The organism is Streptomyces sp. JJ66 (genome assembly GCF_019303495.1).
In the GTDB taxonomy this organism is placed as follows: domain Bacteria; phylum Actinomycetota; class Actinomycetes; order Streptomycetales; family Streptomycetaceae; genus Streptomyces.
Genome location: NZ_JAEVFI010000015.1, coordinates 158,876 through 180,421, shown reverse-complemented (window position 1 = coordinate 180,421; position 21,546 = coordinate 158,876). Strand labels below are relative to the sequence as shown.

At 72.7% G+C, this 21,546-nt stretch carries 18 protein-coding genes; 7 read left to right on the top strand and 11 right to left on the bottom strand.

From position 1 onward, the window contains the following. Positions 1-1,140 (top strand): C40 family peptidase (locus tag JJV70_RS13290; RefSeq protein ID WP_257573857.1); only part of this gene is annotated, 1,140 nt, incomplete at its 5' end. Between the two features lie 69 nt (positions 1,141-1,209). On the opposite strand, the gene JJV70_RS13285 is transcribed toward JJV70_RS13290, so the two are convergent. Genes JJV70_RS13285 through JJV70_RS13265 form a run of 5 tightly spaced genes read right to left on the bottom strand, consistent with a single transcriptional unit; the run spans position 1,210 to position 7,126 of the window. Further along, complete coding sequence (locus JJV70_RS13285; RefSeq protein WP_219048072.1) at positions 1,210-2,445, bottom strand: styrene monooxygenase/indole monooxygenase family protein; 1,236 nt, start codon at positions 2,443-2,445, stop codon at positions 1,210-1,212. 56 nt (positions 2,446-2,501) lie between these two features. Further along, entirely contained in the window at positions 2,502-3,236 is a 735-nt protein-coding gene (locus JJV70_RS13280) for an ATP/GTP-binding protein (protein ID WP_374227293.1), read from the bottom strand. Continuing rightward, on the bottom strand, positions 3,217-3,633 hold the full coding sequence (locus JJV70_RS13275; RefSeq protein ID WP_219048071.1) for a DUF742 domain-containing protein: 417 nt from the start codon (positions 3,631-3,633) through the stop codon (positions 3,217-3,219). The genes JJV70_RS13280 and JJV70_RS13275 overlap by 20 nt, the downstream gene beginning before the upstream one ends. Continuing rightward, positions 3,630-4,109: a roadblock/LC7 domain-containing protein gene (locus tag JJV70_RS13270; RefSeq protein WP_219048070.1), complete on the bottom strand. Its 480-nt coding sequence runs from the start codon at positions 4,107-4,109 to the stop codon at positions 3,630-3,632. The genes JJV70_RS13275 and JJV70_RS13270 overlap by 4 nt, the downstream gene beginning before the upstream one ends. Next, the gene (locus JJV70_RS13265) at positions 4,106-7,126 is read right to left on the bottom strand and encodes a nitrate- and nitrite sensing domain-containing protein (RefSeq protein WP_219048069.1); all 3,021 of its coding nucleotides are present in this window, start codon (positions 7,124-7,126) and stop codon (positions 4,106-4,108) included. Before JJV70_RS13265 ends, JJV70_RS13270 begins: the two co-directional genes overlap by 4 nt. Positions 7,127-7,514: 388 nt before the next feature. Between JJV70_RS13265 and JJV70_RS13260 the strand changes: the two genes are divergently transcribed. Continuing rightward, a complete protein-coding gene (locus JJV70_RS13260; protein ID WP_219048068.1) occupies positions 7,515-8,315 on the top strand; it encodes a hypothetical protein in 801 nt (266 codons plus the stop codon). A gap of 60 nt (positions 8,316-8,375) precedes the next feature. Here the strand turns inward: JJV70_RS13260 and JJV70_RS13255 are convergent, their stop codons facing one another. Further along, positions 8,376-8,828 carry a MarR family transcriptional regulator gene (locus JJV70_RS13255; protein WP_219048067.1) on the bottom strand — a complete coding sequence of 151 codons (453 nt, stop codon included), beginning with the start codon at positions 8,826-8,828 and terminating at the stop codon, positions 8,376-8,378. Positions 8,829-8,964: 136 nt separating this feature from the next. After that, positions 8,965-9,846 (bottom strand): rhomboid-like protein, encoded by an 882-nt coding sequence (locus JJV70_RS13250; protein WP_257573855.1) that lies wholly within the window; start codon positions 9,844-9,846, stop codon positions 8,965-8,967. A 244-nt stretch (positions 9,847-10,090) separates the two neighbouring features. Between JJV70_RS13250 and JJV70_RS13245 the strand changes: the two genes are divergently transcribed. From JJV70_RS13245 to JJV70_RS13235, 3 genes are all read left to right on the top strand, one after another. Further along, complete coding sequence (locus JJV70_RS13245; RefSeq protein ID WP_219048091.1) at positions 10,091-10,855, top strand: response regulator transcription factor; 765 nt, start codon at positions 10,091-10,093, stop codon at positions 10,853-10,855. Positions 10,856-10,898: 43 nt separating this feature from the next. Beyond that, the gene (locus JJV70_RS13240) at positions 10,899-11,978 is read left to right on the top strand and encodes a cell wall metabolism sensor histidine kinase WalK (RefSeq protein WP_257573902.1); all 1,080 of its coding nucleotides are present in this window, start codon (positions 10,899-10,901) and stop codon (positions 11,976-11,978) included. Between the two features lie 281 nt (positions 11,979-12,259). Next, the gene (locus JJV70_RS13235) at positions 12,260-16,159 is read left to right on the top strand and encodes a multifunctional oxoglutarate decarboxylase/oxoglutarate dehydrogenase thiamine pyrophosphate-binding subunit/dihydrolipoyllysine-residue succinyltransferase subunit (protein ID WP_219048065.1); all 3,900 of its coding nucleotides are present in this window, start codon (positions 12,260-12,262) and stop codon (positions 16,157-16,159) included. Between the two features lie 215 nt (positions 16,160-16,374). Here JJV70_RS13235 and JJV70_RS13230 read toward each other — a convergent pair whose 3' ends face one another. Next, positions 16,375-16,554 carry a DUF6104 family protein gene (locus JJV70_RS13230; RefSeq protein ID WP_219048064.1) on the bottom strand — a complete coding sequence of 60 codons (180 nt, stop codon included), beginning with the start codon at positions 16,552-16,554 and terminating at the stop codon, positions 16,375-16,377. 161 nt (positions 16,555-16,715) lie between these two features. On the opposite strand from JJV70_RS13230, the gene JJV70_RS13225 reads away from it, so the two are divergent. Then, the gene (locus tag JJV70_RS13225; RefSeq protein ID WP_308294806.1) at positions 16,716-17,573 is read left to right on the top strand and encodes a DUF4097 family beta strand repeat-containing protein; all 858 of its coding nucleotides are present in this window, start codon (positions 16,716-16,718) and stop codon (positions 17,571-17,573) included. 1 nt (position 17,574) lies between these two features. Further along, positions 17,575-18,630, top strand: a complete 1,056-nt coding sequence (locus JJV70_RS13220; RefSeq protein WP_219048063.1) for a PadR family transcriptional regulator — start codon at positions 17,575-17,577, stop codon at positions 18,628-18,630. A gap of 67 nt (positions 18,631-18,697) precedes the next feature. Here JJV70_RS13220 and JJV70_RS13215 read toward each other — a convergent pair whose 3' ends face one another. From JJV70_RS13215 to JJV70_RS13205, 3 genes are all read right to left on the bottom strand, one after another. After that, complete coding sequence (locus tag JJV70_RS13215; RefSeq protein WP_219048062.1) at positions 18,698-19,660, bottom strand: zinc-binding dehydrogenase; 963 nt, start codon at positions 19,658-19,660, stop codon at positions 18,698-18,700. A gap of 127 nt (positions 19,661-19,787) precedes the next feature. Further along, on the bottom strand, positions 19,788-20,570 hold the full coding sequence (locus tag JJV70_RS13210) for an amino acid ABC transporter ATP-binding protein (RefSeq protein WP_306823456.1): 783 nt from the start codon (positions 20,568-20,570) through the stop codon (positions 19,788-19,790). Continuing rightward, positions 20,567-21,490, bottom strand: a complete 924-nt coding sequence (locus tag JJV70_RS13205; protein WP_219048088.1) for an amino acid ABC transporter permease — start codon at positions 21,488-21,490, stop codon at positions 20,567-20,569. Before JJV70_RS13205 ends, JJV70_RS13210 begins: the two co-directional genes overlap by 4 nt. Positions 21,491-21,546 lie beyond the last annotated feature (56 nt).

Sequence of the window (21,546 nt, the reverse complement as noted above, 5' to 3'; positions counted from 1 at the left end):
GCCCCGGCCGTGTCCGGCGCGCCGTCCGCGCCCGCCGCGCCTGCCTCGCCCGCCGCGCCTGCCCCACCGCCCGAGGCCCGGTCGTCTGCCGCGCCACCCGGGCCCGCCGACGACGCGGCGCCGGACGGCCCCCGGCGTCGGCCCGTCAGTGAGCTGCTGACCGAGCTGCGCGGCGTCTACCGCGCGGTGTCCTCGGCCACGGAGCAGTACAACGCCGCCGACGAGGCGCTGCGCGAGCAGCGTGCGCACGTGCGGCGGCTGCACAGCCGGCTGGCGACCGCGCGGACCGAACTCTCCCAGGAGCGGGCCACGGCCGGGCGGCTCGCCCGCGAGCAGTACCGCGGCGGCGGCTCGGGCCTGCCCCCGTACCTGCGGCTGCTGCTCAGCCGCGACCCGCAAGAAGCGTTCAGCCGCAGCCACCTGCTGAACCAGGCGGCACAGGAGCAGGCACGGACCGTTCAGCGCGTGGCCGGGGGCGCGCGCAGGCTGGACCGGACGGCGGAGCAGGCCGAGGAGGCGCTGCGGCGGCGCGAGGAGCTGGCCCGGACGCGGGCCGAGCGGCGCGACACCGTGCGCGAGCGGCTGGACGCGGTGGCCGAACTGCTGGCCTCACTGAGCGACGCCCAGCTGGCGGCCGTCCGCGAACTGGAGCGCGAACAGGCGCGCGAGGCCCAGCGCACGCTGCTGTCCGACGTCCGCCTCACCGGGGCGGACGCGGCGGCGCGCACCCCGTCCGCGGCCGGTGCCCAGGCGGTGCGGTTCGCCGCCGCGCAGCTCGGCAAGCCGTACCAGTGGGGCGCGGAGGGACCCGACGCCTTTGACTGCTCCGGGCTCACCTCCCAGGCATGGGGCGAGGCGGGGACGGGGGTTCCGCGCACCAGTCAGGAGCAGTGGCGGCGGCTGCCCCGCGTCGAGCTGGACGACCTGCGGCCCGGTGACCTGGTGGTGTACTTCAAGGACGCGACGCACGTGGCGCTGTACGTCGGCGAGGGCCGGGTGGTGCACGCGCCCCGGCCCGGCGAGCGGATTGTGGTGGCACCGCTGGCCGGGCCGGGTCCGGTGGCGGGCGCGGTCCGGCCGGACCCGGCAGCGCGACCGCTGCCCCGGTACACCCCGCCGGCACTGCCGCCCGCCGGTTAGCCCGGTCCGGTTCCGGTCCGGCCGCTCACGCGCGCCTCTGCGCCCCAGTGGAAGCCGTCAGCGCCGGGGTTACGCGCCGCTGACGGACGCGAGGTAGGCGTCCGCCTTGGCCGGGTCGAAGAAGAAGTGCTGGAAGTCGGCGGGGTCGTTGAACCCGTTCGCGATGCGGTCGGCGACCGGCTGGAGGGAACCGGCCGCGCCGATGAGGTTCAGCACGTGCTCGGGGGGCGGGGCCAGCATGGCATTGGTCCACCGGGTGACGTGCTGGGCCGTGTCCCAGTAGCGCTCGAACGTGGCCCGCATCCACGCCTCGTCAAACGGCTGGTCCCCGCGCTCGACGATCGAGGCGAGGTAGGCGGCGGCGCACTTGGACGCCGAGTTCGAACCCTGCCCGGTGATTGGGTCGTTGGCGACGACGACGTCGGCCACGCCGAGCACCGCGCCGCCGCCGGGCAGCCGGCCGACGGGGTGGCGGACGGTGGGCGCGTAGCGTCCCGCGAGCGTGGCGCCCGCGTCCGTCAGCTCGACGTTGGTGGCCCGGGCGTACTCCCAGGGCGTGAACCTCTCCATCAGCTCCAGCGTGGTGGCCAGGTGCTTCTGCGGGTCGCGCACGCCCTGGAACACGTCGAGCGGGCCGCCGGGCAGGCCCTCCCAGAAGAGGATGTCGCAGCGCCCGGACGTCGTCAGGCACGGCATGACGAACAGTTCGCCGACGCCGGGGACGAGGTTGCAGCGCACGGCTTCGGTGTCCGGGTGTTCCGGGCGCGGCCCGAGCCCGTGCACGTAGGAGACGGCCAGGGCGCGCTGCGGAGTGTCGTACGGTGAGCGTTCGGCGTCGCGGCCGAACATCGAGACCAGTTCGCCCTTCCCGGCCGAGACCAGCACAAGGTCGTAGGTGCGGGCGAAGTAGTCCAGGTCGGAGACGGCGGCGCCGTGGATGACGAGCTGGCCGCCGCGCTGGGCGAAGGTCTCCAGCCACCCGGCCATCTTCAGCCGCTGATCGACCGACTGGGCGTAGCCGTCGAGCGTGCCGAGCCAGTCGACGGCCCGGGAGCCGTCGGGCGCGGCGACGGAGACGCCCAGTCCCTCGATCCGCGGGGCCTGGCTCTCCCAGAAGTTGGCCTGGATGTCCCGCTCGTGCTGGAGCGCCTGGTCGAACATGCACTGGGTGGACATCACCCGCCCGCCGCGGATCTCGTCAGCCGTGCGGTTGGACATCACGGTGACGTCGTAGCCCTCCGCCTGGAGGCCGAGGGCGAGCTGAAGGCCGGACTGACCGGCTCCCACGATGAGTATCTTGCGCATGTCGTCCTTCTCCTCGAAACGCGACGCCGCCTGGGGGTGCGGCGGGCAGGGGTTCGTCAGGCGGGGGTGAGGTCCACCGCGTGGCTGACGAGGGCCAGCAGCGAGCCGACGACGCTGGGCTGCTCCCGCGCGTCCATGATGACCACCGGGACGTGGTCAGGGACGGAGAGCGCGTCCCGTACGTCGGCCGCCTCGAAGCGCGCGGTGCCCTCGAAGTGGTTGACGGCCACGACGTAGGGCAGACCGCAGCTCTCGAAGTAGTCGAGTGCCGGGAAGCAGTCCTCCAGCCGCCGGGTGTCGGCCATGACGATCGCGCCGATCGCACCGCGCACCAGGTCGTCCCACATGAACCAGAACCGCTGCTGGCCCGGGGTGCCGAAGAGGTACAGCACCAGGTCGGCGTCGAGCGTGACGCGGCCGAAGTCCATGGCGACGGTGGTCGTCGTCTTCTCCGGGGTGGCGGCGAGGTCGTCGGTGTCCTCGCTGGCCCGCGTCATCACCGCTTCGGTGGTGAGGGGTTCGATCTCCGAGACGCAGCCGACGAACGTCGTCTTGCCGACGCCGAAACCGCCCGCGATGACGATCTTCGTGGCGATGGGCGCGCGGGTGGTGTCGCGCTGCCAGTCGTGCACGACCTCATCGGGCACGGCCTCATCGGGCACCGGGACGGCACCGGCGCCAGACCCGGCGGGTGCGGGAGCGGCCATCGCCTCGGGGCGGGCCGTGGGCGCGTCCGTGGTGGTGGTGCCCTCGTGCGTGGGTGTGGCGGTGTCAGAGCCGGCGAAGTCCACCCAGAACCCTTTCCAGTAGTGCGCGGTCGGGGCGTCCCGCCGTCTGGCGCCCGGTGCCGTAGATACGGACGCGGCCCTGGTCGGCGAGGTCGCTGAGCAGGACCCGGACCACGCCGAGCGGCATCCGCAGCAGGGCGGCGATCTCGGCCACGGTGCGCATGCGGCGGCACAGCTCGACGATCGCCTGCGTCTCGGGCAGCACCCGGTCGCGCAGTCCGGCCCGGCTCAGCGGCGGCAGTTCGCCCAGCTGCTCGGGCGCCTCGATCGCGGCGACGAACGTCTCCACCAGCAGCACGTGGCCGAAGCGGGTGCGACCGCCGGTCAGCGAGTACGGGCGGACGCGGGCGGGCTTGCGGCTGCCGTCGGCGCGCGTGGGCAGCGGAGTGTGGGGGATCACCGGTCCCGCTCCATCGACGTGCGTAGCTCGTGGCGGAGTTCGGGCGTCAGGACGTGCCCGGCGCGGCCGACGAACAGGGCCATGTGATAGCCGATGATGTTCATGTCACAGTCGGGGCTGGCGTGCACACCCAGCAGCGAGCCGTCGCTGATGGACATCACGAACAGGCTGCCCTCGTCCATGGCCACCATCGTCTGGGTGACCTGGCCGCCGTCCATGAGCTTCGCGGCGCCCAGGGTGAGCGAGCCCAGGCCGGAGACGATGGTCGCCAGATCGGCGCTGGAGCCCTTGGGCCCGGTGGGGGTGCCCTGCCGCTCCCCGGTCTGCGCGGGGTCGGAGGACAGCAACAGCAGCCCGTCGGAGGAGACCACGGCCACCGAGCGGATGCCGGACACCTCCTCGACCAGGTTGGCCAACAACCAGCGCAGGTTGTCCGCTTCGCTGCTGCGTGGGTGCGCGGTGGTGGACGCGTTCAAGGACGTGCCTCCTCGGTGCCAGCCAATTCGTCCGCCCCCGCTCGGTCTTCGTTCGCGGCGTCCGTCAGGGCCTGCGCCGCTGCGCGCAGGCCCTCGCGGGCGCCACGCTGAAAGCCGCCGAGCCGCTCGCGCAGCTCCTCGGCGTTCGCTGCGCCCCGGGACGCGGGCCGTCGCGCGGCCTGCTGCGGGGCGAGGTCAGTCAGGTGCGGGGTGCGCTTGGGCAGCCCCTTGTCGGTGTAGCGCCGCGCGCCCTGCGGCGCGGGCGCGGCGGGGCCGCCGCCGGACGCGGGTGCCGTGGCGGCCTCGGCACGCTGTTCGGCCCGCGCCTCGGGGACGGGCGCCGTCGCGTCCGGCGCGGGCTGCGGGGCGGTGTCCGGGGCAGTGTCGTCCGGCGCGGGGCGGATCTGGGCGTTCCCGTTCCCGGGGGACGTCCCCGCCTCCGCCCGGGCGTGCTCAGCGGGTTCGCCGGTACCGGCGCCCGCGCCGGTTTGCGGGCCGGTGTCCGGGGCGCCCGTGGGCGGCAGGTCGGCGGCGTCCCGGCCGGGCCTCACGGCACGGTGGGGCCGGGTCGGCAGGGTGTTGGAGTTGGCCTCCGCGACCGAGCCGGGCAGGTGGGGCACGGAGCCCCCAGGCACGTCCCCGGGGGCGGCCAGGGCGCCCGGCGCGGGCCGGTCGGGCAGCAGGGCACGCGGCAGCACCGCGACGGCGGCGACGCCGCCGCGCCGGTGCGCGCGCAGCTGCACCCGGATGCCGTGCCGCGCGGCGAGCCGGGCGACGACGTACAGGCCCAGGCCCAGCTCGTCGGGGGCGCCGTCGGCGTCGGGTGGCCGCAGGTCCCCGGGCTCACCCAGCCGCTCGTTGAGCGCGGCCAGCCGGTCGGCGGCGACGCCGATGCCCTCGTCCTGGACGGTGAGCATGACCTCACCGTTCTCCAGCAGCCAGCCGGACAGCTCGACCTCGGCGTCGGGCGGGGAGAAGGCGGTGGCGTTCTCCAGGAGCTCGGCGACCAGGTGGCTGACGTCGTCGGCGGCGTGCCCGGAGAGCTGGGCGTGCGGGGGCAGTGAGGTGAGCCGCACCCGCTCGTAGCGTTCGATCTCGCTGATCGCCGCCCGCAGCACGTCCAGCAGCGGCACGGGCTGCGGCTGATGGCCGCCGGTGTGCTCACAGCCCGCCAGCAGGAGCAGATTCTCGCCGTGCCGGCGCATCCGGGTGGCCAGGTGGTCGAGCGTGAAGAGGGTGGCCAGGCGCTCGGGTTCGGACTCCTTCTCCTCCATCGACTCGATGAGCGCGAGCTGGCGCTCCACCAGGGAGACACCGCGCAGGGCCAGCCGCACGAAGGTGTGGTGCGGCGTCGCGTCCTGCTGGCTGTCCAGCTGCTCGCGCAGCCCGTCCCGCTCGGCGCGCAGCCGCTCGCACTCGGCGGCCAGCCGCTCGCGCGCGGCCTTGCGCTCGGCGTGCTCGGCGTGCTCCGCCGCCTCCGCCTCGGCCCGCCGGGCCCGCTCCCCCAGGCGGACCGCCGTCGTGTGCAGCGCGTTGACGGCGCGGACGACGTCGGCGAACTCGTCGTTGCGGCCGGTGAACCGCACCGGCCGCTCGGCGATCGGGTCGGCGGCGACGCGTTCGGTCCCGCGCCGCACGGCGGCCAGCGGCCGCGCCAGGGAGCGGGCGACGCTGACGCCGGCGGCTGCCGCGAGGAGCACCGCGCCGCCGAGCAGGGCGATGCGGAGCTGGAGCGCGGTGACGTCGTCGTCGCGGAGCTGTTCGAGGCGGGCCAGCTCGGCCCCGGCCAGCGACAGCTGAACGCCGCGCATCCGGTCGATGCGCGCGGTGAGGGCGGCCTCGGCCTCCTCCTGGCTCGCCGTCAGCTCCTCGTCGGTGAGGCCCGGCTGGCCGGTGAGGCGGTCCAGGTAGCTCTCGGCGGTGGTGACCTCGGTGCCGTTGACGGTGGTGGTGTAGGCATCGCGGGCGGTGTCGGGGGCGATCCGGTCGAAGTCGGCGAGCGCGGCCTGTTCCCGGGCGCGGGCGAGCTGGGCGGCCGCCACGAGCCGGGAGTCGCCGTCCCCGGCGGCGAGCACTCCGAGCAGCAGGCCACGGGCGGCCGAGGCGTGCTCGACGGCGCGGCCGAGGTAGGGCAGGGCGTCGGCGGTGCCAGCGGCGCCCACGCGGGCGGCGGTCTCGGCGTCCTCCGGCTCAGGTGCCTGCTCCCCGGCGGGTTCGGGAAGGGCCGGGCCCGAGGTCTCGGCCGAGCGGGCGGGCAACTCGCGGGCGAGGGACTCGGAAAGGCTGCCCAGGGCCTGCACGACATCGGTGTAGCCCGAGTACACGGACTGCGCTTCCTTGGCGCTGCCCTCGGCCGCCTCGGCCTGCTGGCGCAGCTCGGGCAGCCGGTCGAGCAGCTGCCGGACGGCGGCGGGCAGCTCGGGGCGCAGCTCGGCGGCCTTGCGGTCCACGCGGGCCTGGTCACCGCTGTCCGGGGTGTCCGCGTGTCCTGCGGCGGGAACGGTGGCGGGGCCGGTCGCGGCAGCGTGCCGCGCGCCAGACTCCGGAGTGATGTGGGCGACGCCCTGGGCTCCAGCACCGGGGGTACCCGCGCCCGGTACGCCGGTGCCGGGCGGTGTGCCGGTGCCTAGGGCACCGGTACCGGGGGCGCCGCTCTCCGGCGGTACGCCGTCGCCGGGGGCACCGGTGCCGGGTGCGTCGGGGACGGTTTCGGCGCCACGTTCGGCGACGGCGCGGACGGCGGCGTCACGCTCGTCGGCGAGGGCGTGCGCCAGGGAGACCGCGCGACGGGAGGTCTCCGCCTGGTCCACCAGCTCCTGTGACTCGGCCACGTGCGCGGTGCCGGTGACGACGCTGGGCGCCCCGGCGGCCAGGACCGCGAGGGCGCACAGGGCGACGGAGCCGAGCAGCCGGTTGCGCACGCGGGTGCGCCGCCCCCGCGGGACCAGTGCGTCCTGCGGGCCGGTGGTGTCGGCCTCCTGGTGTCGGCGGATGCCTCGACGTCGCTGCTTCCCCACCCGTGCTCGCCTTCTCCTTCCGCCACGCCGGGGGACATCCCGGTCGGCGACTCCTACGTGCGGCTGAGGGCGTGGGCCCGCGCCACCTGACGGCATCCGACCCTGGCAAGGGCCGGTGGGAGCGGGCGGCCTTACCGTGGCCGGCCACCCGAAAAAGTGAACCTCACTCCGGAGCGGGCCAACAACTCCGGTATGTGGCAGGCCCACTGGGCGATGCGGACGGGCCTTGGACACCCCGGGTGCCGCGTGGCAGGATGCGCGCCCGCAGCTTCACGGAAGGACTGATTCCGGGTCAAACACGGGCGTCAGCCTCTGGTATGGACCGGAAGCGGCACGCGGGGGCGGGTTCTTGACGGCCCGCCAGTGCTGATTCGGCAGACTGCTCGTCATGCGTGTGGAGATGGTCACCCGGCCCGGGGCCGCCGAAGTCGCCAACGAGGACTACGTTTCCGCGGTTCTGCCCGCCTCCGGGCGGGGCGGTGCCCTGGTGCTGCTGGACGGCGTCACCCCGCCCCCCGGCGGCTACGGGTGTGTGCACGACGTGCCCTGGTACACCACCCAGCTGGGCACCTCACTGCTGGAACTGTCCGGTTCGCGGCGGGATATGCCCCTGGCGCGGTGCCTCAGGGAAGCCATCACTCTTACCGCCGCCGAGCACGCCTCAACCTGTGATCTTTCTCACGCTCGCACTCCACAGGCAACCGTGATCGTGGTCCGCTGGGACGAAAACGTGGTCGAACACCTCGTGCTGTCCGACTCGGTGCTGCTCGTGGAGTCCGCATCCGGCGAGGTCACCCCCATCCTGGACGACCGGCTGGACCTCCTGCGCCCCACGGTGCGCGGCCTGGCCACGGCGGCCGAGCGGGCCGCGCGGATCGAGGCGCTGCGCAACGTCTCCGGTGGCTTCCACACCGCCGCCGCCGACCCGGCCGTCGCGGACCGGGCCGTCACCGGCGTCACCCCGCGCACCCGGGTGCGGACGCTGGCGGCCCTCACCGACGGCGCGGCCCGCTGGAGCGACGTCTTCGGCCTCGGCGACTGGACGGCGCTGGCCACGGCCCTGCGCGAGCGCGGCCCGGCCGCCGTCATCGACGAGGTGCGCGCGGCCGAGGCCGCCGATCCGCACGGCGCCGCCCACCCGCGCGGCAAGCCACACGACGACGCGACCGCCGCCCTGGTGGAGTTCTGACGCGCCCGGCCTGGGGCTGACCGTCAGCGGCCTGACGGCTGCTCCGCCCCGTCACCCGCCCTACGCACCCGGGTCCGCCTGGGCGTTGAAGCGGTGCAGCAGGCGTGCCAGCTCGGCGATCTCCGCCCGGTCCCAGGTGGCCAGCTTGCGCACGTACCGTTTCCGGCGGGCCCCGCGCACCGTGGCGAACCGGGCCTGCCCCTCCTCCGTCAGCGCGACCAGCGAGGCGCGTCCGTCCGCCGGGTCCGGGGTGCGCGCCAGCAGTCCAAGCGCCTCCAGCGCACGCAACTGGCGGCTCATCGTGGCCTTGCCGACGCCGAAGTAGGACGCCAGCTCGGTGGCGCGGCGGGGGCCGGTCTCCTCCAGTCGCAGCATGATCCCGTAAGCGGCGGGCTCCAGGTCCGGGTGCACCGCGCGGGCGAACTCGGCCGAGGACGCACGGGCCCGGCGCAGGAACACGGAGAGTTCGCGTTCGAGGTCGAGCACCTCGGGAGCCGTGCCCTCGTCGTGCACCGTGACACCGTCCTTCCCTTCGCGTCGCCGCCCAGTATCCCGCCGCCGGGCCGGACGCGGGCACGCGGGAGGCCCGTGACCACACGATCCGGGCACGGGGCGTACGTCGGCGGCCCCGCCACTCTCCACCGGAGGTTCAGGGGGTGTGCGGGTGTGGGTGCGCCGCTGAGCCCCGCGCCTGGTAGCGCCGCAGGGCGGGCCACAGCGCGATGCCGGTGAGGAAGGCCAGCAGATGGCTCCAGTCGGTCACCGGGTCGGAGAGCGTCACCAGGTCGGCGACGACCTTGGTGCCGACGACCGCGACGAGCACCCACCGCGCCCACGCCACCCGCAGCACGCCCGCCAGGGCACCGGCGCAGGCCAGCACGCCGCAGCTGATGCCGTAGTCCAGCCGGGTGAGGGAGGACTGCGGCAGGTGGTCCAGCGCCACCGCCGCCGCCACCGTCAGCTGCGTCGCCAGCGTGGCCAGCACGTGCCCGGCGATGAACACCGCTGCCGTCCGCCAGCCGCCGACGCGGCGTTCCAGCGCCGTCAGCGCGAACACGAACCCGAACGCCACGGGCGCGAGCAGCGGCCCGTTGTAGAGCAGGGCGCTCGCGACGAGGACGAACAGCGGCTCCCTGGCCAGGTTCTCCACGTCCGTGCTGGAGCCGGCCAGCCACCGGCTGACCGCGGCCGGGTCACCGACCTCGGTGAGCACGGTCGTGGTGATGAGCAGCAGCAGGTACCAGAAGGTGAACGGCGTGCCCTTGGGATCGGGCAGCAGCCGGATGAGGTGCCGGTGCGGCGGCTCGGGCGGCGCCTGCCCAGCGTCTCCGTCAACGTGACCACCTCGGGCGCGACCGTGCGGGCGGGAGCCCGCCGCGGTGTCCGCCGCGTCCGCCCGGCCGTCCTCGCCGGCCCTCCCCGCACCGTCGTCGTCAGGCAGCGCGTCGTCGGCCAGCACGCCGTCGGGCAACGCGCCTGACCGGTTCGCCGGTACCCGGTCGCGCGCCGTCGCCTGTGCCGTGGTCCGCATGCCGGCTCCTTCCTGCGCGCACCGCACTGTCCTCCGGCGCGCACCCCGGCGCTCGCCCCGGTCCACGGGCCAATGTCAGTGGTGGAGGCCACACCTGTCAACCGGCCGTAAAGGCATGTCAGAGTACGCCACCCGAGTGCTCCGGGTACCGCCGGTGACCCGGCCCCGAACGCCCCTTACCCTGCTGGCACAACACCGCTGGCACTACAGCACCGACGACCGGCACAGCAGGGCGGGCAGCCACATGGACCAGAGCAGCACGGCGCAGGGCCACAGCGGCGCGGGAACGGCCGCGACCCCGGGAGCGCAGCGGCGCGTCCTCGTCGTCGAGGACGACCCGACGATCGTCGAGGCGATCGCCGCCCGGCTGCGCGCGGAGGGCTTCGCCGTGCAGACCGCCGCCGACGGCCCCGCAGCGGTCACGCTGGCGGAGAGCTGGGCACCGGAGCTGCTGGTGCTCGACGTCATGCTGCCGGGCTACGACGGGCTGGAGGTGTGCCGCCGGGTGCAGGCCCGGCGGCCGGTGCCGGTGCTGATGCTGACCGCGCGGGACGACGAGACGGACCTGCTGGTCGGGCTCGGCGTCGGCGCGGACGACTACATGACCAAGCCGTTTTCCATGCGCGAGCTGGCCGCCCGGGTCCATGTCCTGCTGCGCCGGGTGGAGCGGGCGACGCTGGCGGCGTCCGGGCCGCCGTCGGGAGCGCTGCGGCTGGGGGAGCTGGAGGTGGACCACGCGCAGCGCCGGGTCCGCGTGGGCGGCCAGGACGTCCACCTGACGCCCACGGAGTTCGACCTGCTGGTGTGCCTGGCCAGCTCCCCGCGTGCCGTCCTCTCCCGCGAGCGGCTGCTCGCGGAGGTGTGGGACTGGTCAGATGCCTCGGGCACCCGCACGGTAGACAGCCACATCAAGGCGCTGCGCCGCAAGATAGGCGCCGAGCGCATCCGTACGGTGCACGGCGTGGGGTACGCGCTGGAGCCGCCCGCGCCGGCCGCCGACGGCGCCTGAGCCGATGGCGTCCGGCAAGTCCGGTGCGGCCGGCCAGCCCGGCATGCCCGGGGAGCGGCGTCCGGGGCTGTGGGCGCGGGGCTGGGCGGCACTGCGGCACGTGGACCCCTACCGGTCGGTCAAGGCGGCGCTCGGGGCGCTGGTGATCGTCTCCGTGGGGCTCACCACGTTCCTGATCCTGGTGGCCGTCCACGTGGACATCGAGATGCGCGTCATCGCGATCCTCGCGGTCATCGCCTCGCTGCTGATCACCCAGTTCGTGGCCCAGTGGCTGATCGCACCGCTGGGCGAGATGACGGACGCCGCTCGCGCGATGACCCGCGGTGACTACGCGCGGCGCGTGACCTTCGACCGCCGCGACGAGCTGGGCGAGCTGGGCCGCACGTTCAACCGCATGGCCGGTGACCTGGAGGCCGCCGACCGGCACCGCAAGGAGCTGATCGCGAACGTCTCGCACGAGCTGCGGACGCCGATCGCGGCGCTGCGCGCGGTGCTGGAGAACGTGGTGGACGGCGTCTCGCAGGCCGACCCGGAGACGATGCTGACAGCGCTGCGGCAGACCGAGCGGCTGGGCGGGCTGGTGGAGCAGCTGCTGGACCTCTCGCGGCTGGACCACGGGGTGGTGCCGCTGCGCAGCCGTCGCTTCGAGGTCTGGCCGTACCTGGCGAACGTGCTCAAGGAGGCCAACATGAGCAAGGGCCAGGGGCACGCCCGGGGCGACGTGCACCTGCACCTGGACGTCTCCCCACCGGAGCTGTGCGCGCACGCCGACACCGAGCGGCTGCACCAGGTGGTGGCCAACCTGATCGACAACGCCGTCAAGCACAGTCCGCCCCACGGCCGGGTCTCGGTGCGGGCGCGGCCCGGCGGCCGGGCGGAGAGCCTGGTGCTGGAGGTGCAGGACGAGGGTCCGGGCATCCCGGAGCACGACCGGGACCGGGTGTTCGAGCGCTTCGGCCGGGCCGCGGGGTCGGAGGGCAAGCAGGACGGCGGCACGGGGCTCGGCCTGGCCATCGCGCGGTGGGCGGTGGACCTGCACGGGGGCAGCATCCGGGTCGCCGAGTCGGCGCGGGGCTGCCGGATGGTCGTCACTCTCCCGGGGCTCGGCCGGATATCGGCTTGACGTAGGGTCGAGGGCGTCGGGGAACCGTCGGGCACGTGAAGTCCGTGTGAAGCGGTGAAGCCTTCGAAAGGCTGTGGCATCCGGTGGCCGCAGCCGCGGGCCGCCGTACCCGGACCACACGGAACCATGCAGCTTTCCCAGCCCGGCATGCTCTGAAACCGCCGTTCAGATGTGACGTACGTGACGACCACCGGCTGCGGACTGCACCGAAGGCCCTCGGGGGCGTAGCCTTTATTTCCGCTGTCCACCACCATGTGAAGCGGAAGAGGGCGGTTGCCGCCGTGTCGTCACAGTCCCCGAAGACCTCGAGCATCTCGACCGACCAGGACGGGCAAGGGAAGAGCCCCGTCACCGGTTTTGGTCCCAACGAGTGGCTCGTCGACGAGATCTACCAGCAGTACCTCCAGGACCCGAACTCAGTAGACCGGGCTTGGTGGGATTTCTTCGCCGACTACAAGCCGGGCCAGACGACGAGCGGGGCGGCGGATTCCGCCGCTGGCGAGGCTCCCGCCCAGGCGCCCGCGAAGTCGGCACCGCGGGAGCCCGCCGCACAGCCGCAGCCCGCCGCGCAGGCCCAGCAGGCCCAGCAGGCCCAGCCGCAGCAGGCTCCGGCCGCCCAGCCCGCGCAGGCGAAGCCCGCCGCGCAGGCGAAGCCCGCCGAGCAGGCGAAGCCCGAGCAGGCCCCGGCGCAGCCGAAGCAGCAGGCGGCACCCAAGGAGCAGGCGCCCGCGAAGCCGAAGACGCAGGCGACGCCCAAGGAGCAGCCGAAGAAGGCCCCGGAACCGCAGGAGCCGCAGGCCGGACCGGAGTACGTCACCCTGCGCGGCCCGGGCGCGGCCGTCGCGAAGAACATGAACGCCTCCCTGGAGCTGCCGACGGCCACGTCCGTGCGCGCGGTGCCGGTGAAGCTGCTGTTCGACAACCGCATCGTCATCAACAACCACCTCAAGCGCGCCCGTGGCGGCAAGGTGTCCTTCACGCACCTGATCGGCTACGCCATGGTGCAGGCGCTGAAGGCGATGCCCTCGATGAACTACGCGTTCACCGAGAAGGACGGCAAGCCGACGCTGGTCAAGCCCGAGCACGTCAACCTGGGCCTGGCGATCGACCTGGTGAAGCCGAACGGCGACCGGCAGCTGGTCGTCGCGGGCATCAAGAAGGCCGAGACGCTGACCTTCTTCGAGTTCTGGCAGGCGTACGAGGACATCGTGCGCCGCGCCCGCTCGGGCAAGCTGACGATGGAGGACTTCAGCGGCGTCACCGCGTCGCTGACGAACCCCGGCGGCATCGGCACCGTCCACTCCGTGCCACGGCTGATGCCCGGCCAGGGTGTGATCGTCGGCGTCGGCGCCATGGAGTACCCGGCCGAGTTCCAGGGCACCTCCCAGGACGCGCTGAACAAGCTCGGCGTCTCCAAGGTGATGACGCTGACCTCCACCTACGACCACCGCGTCATCCAGGGCGCGGCGTCCGGTGAGTTCCTGCGCGTCATGCACCAGCTGCTGCTGGGCGAGAACGGCTTCTACGACGACGTCTTCGAGAGCCTGCGCATCCCGTACGAGCCGGTGCGCTGGAACCAGGACATCGACGTCTCCCACGACGACGAGGTCACCAAGGCCGCCCGCGTCTTCGACCTCATCCACTCCTACCGGGTGCGCGGCCACGTCATGGCCGACACCGACCCGCTGGAGTACAAGCAGCGCAAGCACCCGGACCTGGACATCGCCTCGCACGGCCTGACCCTGTGGGACCTGGAGCGCGAGTTCGCCGTCGGCGGTTTCGCGGGCAAGTCCATGCTCAAGCTGCGCGACATCCTCGGCGTGCTGCGTGACTCGTACTGCCGTACCACCGGCATCGAGTACATGCACATCCAGGACCCCAAGCAGCGCAAGTGGATTCAGGACCGCGTCGAGCGGCCGTTCTCCACGCCCGAGCGCGAGGAGCAGCTGCGCATCCTGCGCCGGCTGAACGCGGCGGAAGCGTTCGAGACGTTCCTGCAGACCAAGTACGTCGGGCAGAAGCGGTTCTCGCTGGAGGGCGGCGAGTCCGTCATTCCGCTGCTGGACGCGGTGATCGACTCGGCGGCCGAGTCGCGGCTGGACGAGGTCGTCATCGGCATGCCGCACCGAGGCCGGCTCAACGTGCTGGCCAACATCGTCGGCAAGTCCTACGCGCAGATCTTCCGTGAGTTCGAGGGCAACCTCGACCCGAAGTCGATGCACGGCTCCGGCGACGTGAAGTACCATCTGGGGGCCGAGGGCGAGTTCACCGGCCTGGACGGGGAGAAGATCAACGTCTCCCTCACCGCGAACCCCTCGCACCTGGAGGCCGTGGACCCGGTGGTGGAGGGCGTCGTGCGCGCCAAGCAGGACATCATCGGCAAGGGCGGCACCGACTTCACCGTCCTGCCCGTCCAGCTGCACGGCGACGCGGCCTTCGCGGGCCAGGGCGTCGTCGCCGAGACGCTGAACATGTCACAGCTGCGCGGCTACCGCACCGGCGGCACCGTGCACATCGTCATCAACAACCAGGTCGGCTTCACGGCGGCGCCCGAGGCGGCCCGCTCGTCGATGTACTGCACCGACGTGGCGCGGATGATCGAGGCGCCGATCTTCCACGTCAACGGCGACGACCCGGAGGCCGTCGTGCGCGTCGGCCGGCTGGCGTTCGAGTTCCGGCAGGCGTTCAACAAGGACGTCGTCATCGACCTCGTCTGCTACCGCCGCCGGGGCCACAACGAGACGGACAACCCGTCCTTCACCCAGCCGCGCATGTACAACCTGATCGACAAGAAGCGCTCGGTGCGCAAGCTCTACACCGAGTCGCTGATCGGGCGCGGCGACATCACCATGGAGGAGGCCGAGCAGGCGCTCCAGGACTTCCAGGGGCAGCTGGAGAAGGTGTTCACCGAGGTCCGCGAGGCATCGGCGACGCCGGGCCCGGCCGAGGTGCGCGAGCCGAAGCCGGAGTTCCCGGTGGCGCTGGAGACCGCCGTCAGCCAGGAGGTCGTCAAGCGGATCGCCGAGTCCCAGGTCACCATCCCCGAGCGGATCTCCGTCCACCCGCGCCTGCTGCCGCAGCTCCAGCGCCGGGCGACGATGGTCGAAGAGGGCACGATCGACTGGGGCATGGGCGAGACGCTGGCCATCGGCTCGCTGCTGCTGGAGGGCACGCCCGTGCGGCTGGCCGGGCAGGACTCGCGCCGTGGCACCTTCGGCCAGCGGCACGCCGCGCTCATCGACCAGAACACCGGCAACGACTTCACACCGCTGCTCTACCTCGGTGAGGACCAGGCCCGGTTCAACGTCTACGACTCGCTGCTGAGCGAGTTCGCGGCGATGGGCTTCGAGTACGGCTACTCGCTGGCCCGCCCGGACGCGCTGGTGATGTGGGAGGCGCAGTTCGGTGACTTCGTCAACGGCGCGCAGACCATCGTCGATGAGTTCATCACCTCCGCCGAGCAGAAGTGGAACCAGACCTCCGGCGTCGTCCTGCTGCTGCCGCACGGCTACGAGGGCCAGGGCCCGGACCACTCCTCGGCCCGCATCGAGCGGTTCCTCCAGCTGTGCGCGCAGAACAGCATGACGGTGGCCATGCCCACCCTGCCGTCGAACTACTTCCACCTGCTGCGCTGGCAGGTGCACAACCCGCACCATAAGCCGCTGGTCGTCTTCACCCCGAAGTCGATGCTGCGGCTGAAGGCGGCGGCCTCGAAGACGGAGGAGTTCACCACCGGCGGGTTCCGTCCGGTCATCGGTGACACGGCCGTGGAGTCGGGGAAGGTCGAGGCCACCGACATCCGCAAGGTGGTCTTCTGCTCCGGCAAGGTCTACTACGACCTCGACGCCGAGCGGCGCAAGCGGGACGCGTACGACACGGCCCTGATCCGCATCGAGCGGCTCTACCCGCTGCCCGCCAAGGAGATCCAGGACGTGCTGGCGCCCTTCACCAAGGCGCAGAAGTACGTCTGGGCCCAGGAGGAGCCCGCCAACCAGGGCGCCTGGCCGTTCATCGCGCTCAACCTGGTGGACCACCTGGACCTGATCATCGGTGCGGCCCCCGACAACGCGGACCGGCTGCGCCGGGTCTCCCGCCCGTCCTCCTCCTCCCCCGCGGTCGGCTCGCCGAAGCGGCACGCGCAGGAGCAGGCCGAGCTGGTGGCCGAGGTCTTCGAGCTGTAACGCGAGGCGGTAGCGGGGGCGACACGTGGTGCCCCCGGGACGCGGACCGGGCCGGTGCTTCCCTTCCGGAGGGAGGCACCGGCCCGGTCTCGTTGGCGCCCCGGCGCCCGGCGGCCTGCTCGCCGCTGCCGCTGCCCGGGGGCCTGCCCGTATTGCTCGTATGGCTCGTGCTGCTTGTCCTGCTCGTGCTGCTCGTACTGCTCGTACTGCTCGTGCTAGTCGTCGTCCTCGTCGTCGAGCCGCGCGAGCCAGGTGGCCAGCCGCTCGACGGGCACCTCGAAGTCCGGGTTCAGATCGACGAACGTCCGCAGCTGCTCGGCCACCCACCCGAGCGTGACCTCCTCCTCACCACGCCGGTTCTCCAGTTCCTCAATCCCACGATCAGTGAAGTACACACCGGCAGCATAAGCACCGGCGGGGCACTGCGAGCGGCCCCGGGGGGCACGGCGGTCAGGGCCTCTCGCGGCCCGTTCACCCCTGCGAGGGATTGACGCGACACAGACGCGATGTATCGTGTGAACATCAGAGCACGACACCCGCGCCCAGGGAGGCCACCGTGTCCAGCCCGTCGGAGTGGCGGATCGCCGCCCCACAACACCTCACCCTCACCGAGCCGGTCGAGCGGGTGGACATCCGCGTCGTCGGCGGCACGGTCAACGTCGTCGGCAAGGAGATGAGCGGCGCCCATCTCGAACTGTCCGCCATCGAGGGCCCACCGCTGCACGTCACCCACACCGGCGGCACGCTCACCATCGCCTACGACGACGTCCCCTGGCAGGACTTCCTCAAACTGCTGACCCGCAAGGGCTGGCGCCGCCGCGCCGATCTGACGCTGGCCGTGCCCGCGTCGGCCCGGGTCCGCGTCGGGGCGGTCGCCGCCGCCACCGTCGTATCCGGCACCACGGCTGAGACGGAAGTACGCGGCGTCGCCGGTGAGACCACGCTCGTGGGGCTCGGCGGCTCCGTGCGCGCCGACTCCGTCTCCGGCGGCGTCGCGGCGCAGGGGCTGCGCGGGCCGCTCTCCTTCCACTCCGTCTCCGGTGACCTCACGGTCATCGACGGCGGCGCCGCCCCGCTCCGGGCCGACTCGGTCTCCGGAGACCTCACGGTGGACGTGCCGGAAGGCGCGGGTAACCGCACCGAACTGTGCCTGACCACGGTCTCGGGCGGCATCGCGGTGCGCCTGCCCCAGCTCCCCGACACCCGGGTCGAGGCCCACACCAACAGCGGCTCCCTCTCCTGCGCCTTCGACGACCTGCTCAGTGGCGGCCCCTGGGGCCCCAAGCGCGTCTCCGGCACCATCGGCGCCGGGCGGGGCACGCTGAAGGCCACGACCGTATCCGGCAGCCTCGCGCTGCTGCGCCGCTCGCCCGGGGCCGCCACCGAAGCCCCCTTGCTCGTGAAGGACGCCTGACATGCCTCCCGTCTTCGCCCACGGCCGCCTGCGCCTGTACCTGCTGAAGCTGCTCGCCGAGGCCCCCCGCCACGGGTACGAGGTCATCCGGCTGCTGGAGGAACGCTTCCAGGGCCTCTACGCCCCGTCCGCCGGGACCGTGTACCCGCGGCTGGCGAAGCTGGAAGCCGAGGGGCTGGTCAGCCACACCACCGAAGGGGGTCGCAAGGTGTACTCGATTACCGAGCGGGGCCGAGGCGAACTGGCCGGCCGACAGGGCGAGCTGACGGATCTCGAACGCGAGATCCACGACTCGCTGACGGCCCTGGCCGCCGAGATCCGCGAGGACGTCCATGGCTCCGCGAGTGATCTGCGGCACGAGATGCGGGAAGCCGCCGAGCGCACCCGCAGCCCGGAGTCGGGCCCGCCCGGCGCCGAGGCCGCCGATTCGTGGCGCGAGGTCAACCGGGAGTGGAAGGAGCAGGCCCGCCGCGCCAAGGCGGAGAGCCGCAAGGCACGGCGGGAGAGCCAGGCGGCGCAGGAGGAAGCCCGCCGGGCCCGGCAGGAGGCCCAGCACGCCGCGCAGGAAGAGGTACGCCGGATCGCCCGCCAGGTCCAGGACCAGGTCTCCGCCCACGCCCAGGCGGGCGACTGGCAGGGCGCCGTGCGGGAGGGCATGGCGGAACTGGCCAAGGAAATGAGCGGCCTGAGCGAACGCGTCTCGGCCACCACCTGGCCGCACTCCTTCTTCACCAGCCGCCCCAGCCCGGCCGGACCCGAACCGACCCGCGCACCCCACACCGAGGCCGGGGCGCACCACGAGCGGGATGCGGCGGCCGGGGCTGGGCCGCGCCCTTCCGGTGCAGCCCAGCCACCAGCGCCGGAATGGGCCACCGAACCGGAGCCCGAGGAGATCGACCCGGCCCGCGCGATGGAACGTCTGCTAGACCGCTTCCGCGACGACATACGGGACGCGGCCCGGGACAACGGCGTCACTCACGAGCAGCTGAGGGAGATCCGCCGCCACCTGTCCACGGCCGCCGCCCACATCGGCGTCGTCCTGCGCCCGCCGCGCTGAGCCGGCCCGGAGCGGCACCGGGGTGGGAGCTCACACCACGGCGCCCCTCAGCGGGCACCGGCCCGGGTCAGACGGTGAGGACGACCTTGCCGAACAGGTCGCCCGAGGCCATCTTCTCGAAGCCTTCGCGGGCCCGGTCGAGCGGCAGGGTGGTGTCGATGACCGGGCGGACCCCTTTGGCCGCGCAGAAGTCGAGCAGACCGGTCAGCTCGTCCTTGGTGCCCATCGTGGAGCCGATCACCTTCAGCTCCAGGAAGAAGATGCGGTTGAGTTCCCCGGAAGGGGGGTTGGGTCCACTGGTCGCGCCGGAGATGACGAGCGCACCGCCCGGCTTGAGCGACTTCACCGAGTGGGACCAGGTCGCGGCGCCCACGGTCTCGATCACGGCGTCCACCCGCAGCGGCAGCCGGGCGCCGGGCTCGAACGCGCCCTCGGCACCCAGCTCCAGCGCGCGCTTGCGCTTGGCCTCGTCCCGGCTGGTGGCGAACACGCGCAAGCCCGCTGCGGCACCGAGTACGATCGCGGCCGTCGCCACCCCGCCGCCCGCGCCCTGCACGAGCACGCTGTCACCGGGCCGCACCCCGGCGTTGGTGAACAGCATGCGGTACGCCGTCAGCCAGGCGGTGGACAGGCAGGCGGCCTCCTCGAAGGACAGCTCCTTCGGCTTGGGCAGCACGTTCCACTGCGGCACCGCCACACGCTCGGCGAACGTGCCCTGGTACTTCTCGGTGAGGATGGTGCGCGGCTCCCGGGGCCCCACACCGTGGCCGCTCAGCCCGATCACCGGGTAGACGACGACCTCGTTGCCGTCCGCGTCGGTCCCGGCGGCGTCGCAGCCCAGGATCATGGGCAGCGCCTCCTCACCGAGCCCTACCCCGCGCAGCGTCCACAGGTCGTGGTGGTTGAGGGAGGCGGCCTTGACGTCAACGGTCGTCCAGCCTGGCGGCACGTCCGGCTCGGGGCGTTCGCCCAGTTCGAGTCCGGTGAGCGGCTGCTGGGAGTCCATGCGGGCGGCATACGCGGCAAACATGATCCTCAAGCTACGCCGCGCCGCCCCGCTGCGGAACCGCCCGCACCTGTGACACGCGCCGCGCACCCGCGAAGGGGCGGTGCGGGCCTGGCCCGTACCGCCCCTGCGTACCGCTGCGCGTGCGCGGTCAGAGCACCTTCGACAGGAAGGCCTTGGTGCGCTCATGCTGCGGGTCGGTCAGCACCTCGCGCGGGTGACCGGATTCGACGACGACGCCACCGTCCATGAAGACGAGCGAATCGCCCACCTCGCGGGCGAAGCCCATCTCGTGCGTGACGACGATCATCGTCATGCCCTCCGTGGCCAGGTCCCGCATGACGTCGAGCACCTCGCCCACCAGCTCCGGGTCGAGCGCCGAGGTGGGCTCGTCGAAGAGCATCAGCTTGGGCTCCATGGCCAGCGCCCGGGCGATGGCCACCCGCTGCTGCTGCCCACCGGAGAGCTGGGCGGGGTAGTTGCGCATCTTGTCGCCCAGGCCCACGCGGTCGAGCAGCTTCTCCGCCCGGGCGCGCGCCACGGCCCTCGACTCGCCCTTGACCTGGACCGGCGCCTCCATGACGTTCTCCACCGCAGTCATGTGCGGGAAGAGGTTGAAGCGCTGGAACACCATGCCGATGTCCCGCCGCTGCGCCGCGACCTCACGCTCCCGCAGCTCGTAGAGCCGGTCGCCCTTCTGCCGGTAGCCGACGAGCTGCCCGTCCACGTACAGCCGCCCGGCGTTGATCTTCTCCAGGTGGTTGATGCACCGCAGGAAGGTGGACTTACCCGAGCCGGACGGGCCGACGAGGCAGAACACCTCCCGGGGCGCCACCTCCAGGTCGATGCCCTTGAGCACCTCCACGTGCCCGAAGGCCTTGTGGATCTGCTCGGCCTTCACCATCGGCCGGGTGGTCTCGCTGATGCTGCTCATACGGTGGTACCTCCCACCTGGCTCGGCGTGCGGAAGGAGGTGAGGTTGGCCCGCAGGCGCTGGAGCGGCGTGGGCGGCAGCTCACGGTCGGCGCCCTTGGCGTAGTGCCGTTCCAGGTAGTACTGGCCGATGCTGAACACGGTGGTCATCAGCAGGTACCAGACGGAGACGGCGATGAACATCTCCATGACCGTCAGCGTCGTGGAGCCGATGTTCTTGCTGACGTAGAACAGCTCTTGATAGGCGATGACGAACGCCAGCGACGAGGTCTTGAGCATGTTGATGAACTCGTTGCCCGTCGGCGGGATGATCACGCGCATGGCCTGCGGCAGCACGATGCGCCGCATGGTCCTGGCGCCGTTCATGCCCAGCGCGTGCGCGGCCTCGGTCTGCCCGTGGTCCACGGACTGGATGCCCGCCCGGCTGATCTCCGCCATGTAGGCGGCCTCGTTCAGGCCGAGGGCCAGCAGCGCCGCGACGAACGGCGTCATCACGTCGTTCATCTCGTTCTTGTAGATCGGCCCGAGGTTCACCTCGTTGAAGACGAGCGAGAGGTTGAACCACAGCAGCAGCTGGACGAGGACCGGCGTACCGCGGAAGAACCAGATGTAGGCCCAGGAGACGGCGGACAGCACCGGGTTGGACGACAGCCGCATGACCGCCAGCACGGTGCCGAGCACCACGCCGATGAGCATCGCGTAGACGCTGATCTTGAGCGTCTCCCAGGCCGGGCCGACGAAGGTGCCGTCGATCAGCCGCTCGCCGACGACGTCCCAGTCGATGTCGCCGTTCGCGAAGGCGAGGACGACGGCGCCGAGGAGGGCGATGACCAGTGCCGCTCCGATCCAGCGGCCGTAGTGCCGCACGGGGATGGCCTTGATCGCGGCCGGCGGAGCGGGCGGCTGACCCTCGCCCCCCATACCGGGCTCCTTGGTGACCGACACCGGGTCCGCTGCCGTGCCGGTTCGCGTGGGCT

What these genes read in the sequence shown, in the direction of transcription:
- JJV70_RS13250 (WP_257573855.1), bottom strand. Translation starts at nt 9,846, where the DNA reads ATGCGGACCACGGCACAGGCGACGGCGCGCGACCGGGTACCGGCGAAC.
- JJV70_RS13240 (WP_257573902.1), top strand. Translation starts at nt 10,899, where the DNA reads ATGCCCGGGGAGCGGCGTCCGGGGCTGTGGGCGCGGGGCTGGGCGGCA.
- JJV70_RS13285 (WP_219048072.1), bottom strand. Translation starts at nt 2,445, where the DNA reads ATGCGCAAGATACTCATCGTGGGAGCCGGTCAGTCCGGCCTTCAGCTC.
- JJV70_RS13215 (WP_219048062.1), bottom strand. Translation starts at nt 19,660, where the DNA reads ATGTTTGCCGCGTATGCCGCCCGCATGGACTCCCAGCAGCCGCTCACC.
- JJV70_RS13205 (WP_219048088.1), bottom strand. Translation starts at nt 21,490, where the DNA reads ATGGGGGGCGAGGGTCAGCCGCCCGCTCCGCCGGCCGCGATCAAGGCC.
- JJV70_RS13260 (WP_219048068.1), top strand. Translation starts at nt 7,515, where the DNA reads ATGCGTGTGGAGATGGTCACCCGGCCCGGGGCCGCCGAAGTCGCCAAC.
- JJV70_RS13220 (WP_219048063.1), top strand. Translation starts at nt 17,575, where the DNA reads ATGCCTCCCGTCTTCGCCCACGGCCGCCTGCGCCTGTACCTGCTGAAG.
- JJV70_RS13245 (WP_219048091.1), top strand. Translation starts at nt 10,091, where the DNA reads ATGGACCAGAGCAGCACGGCGCAGGGCCACAGCGGCGCGGGAACGGCC.
- JJV70_RS13210 (WP_306823456.1), bottom strand. Translation starts at nt 20,570, where the DNA reads ATGAGCAGCATCAGCGAGACCACCCGGCCGATGGTGAAGGCCGAGCAG.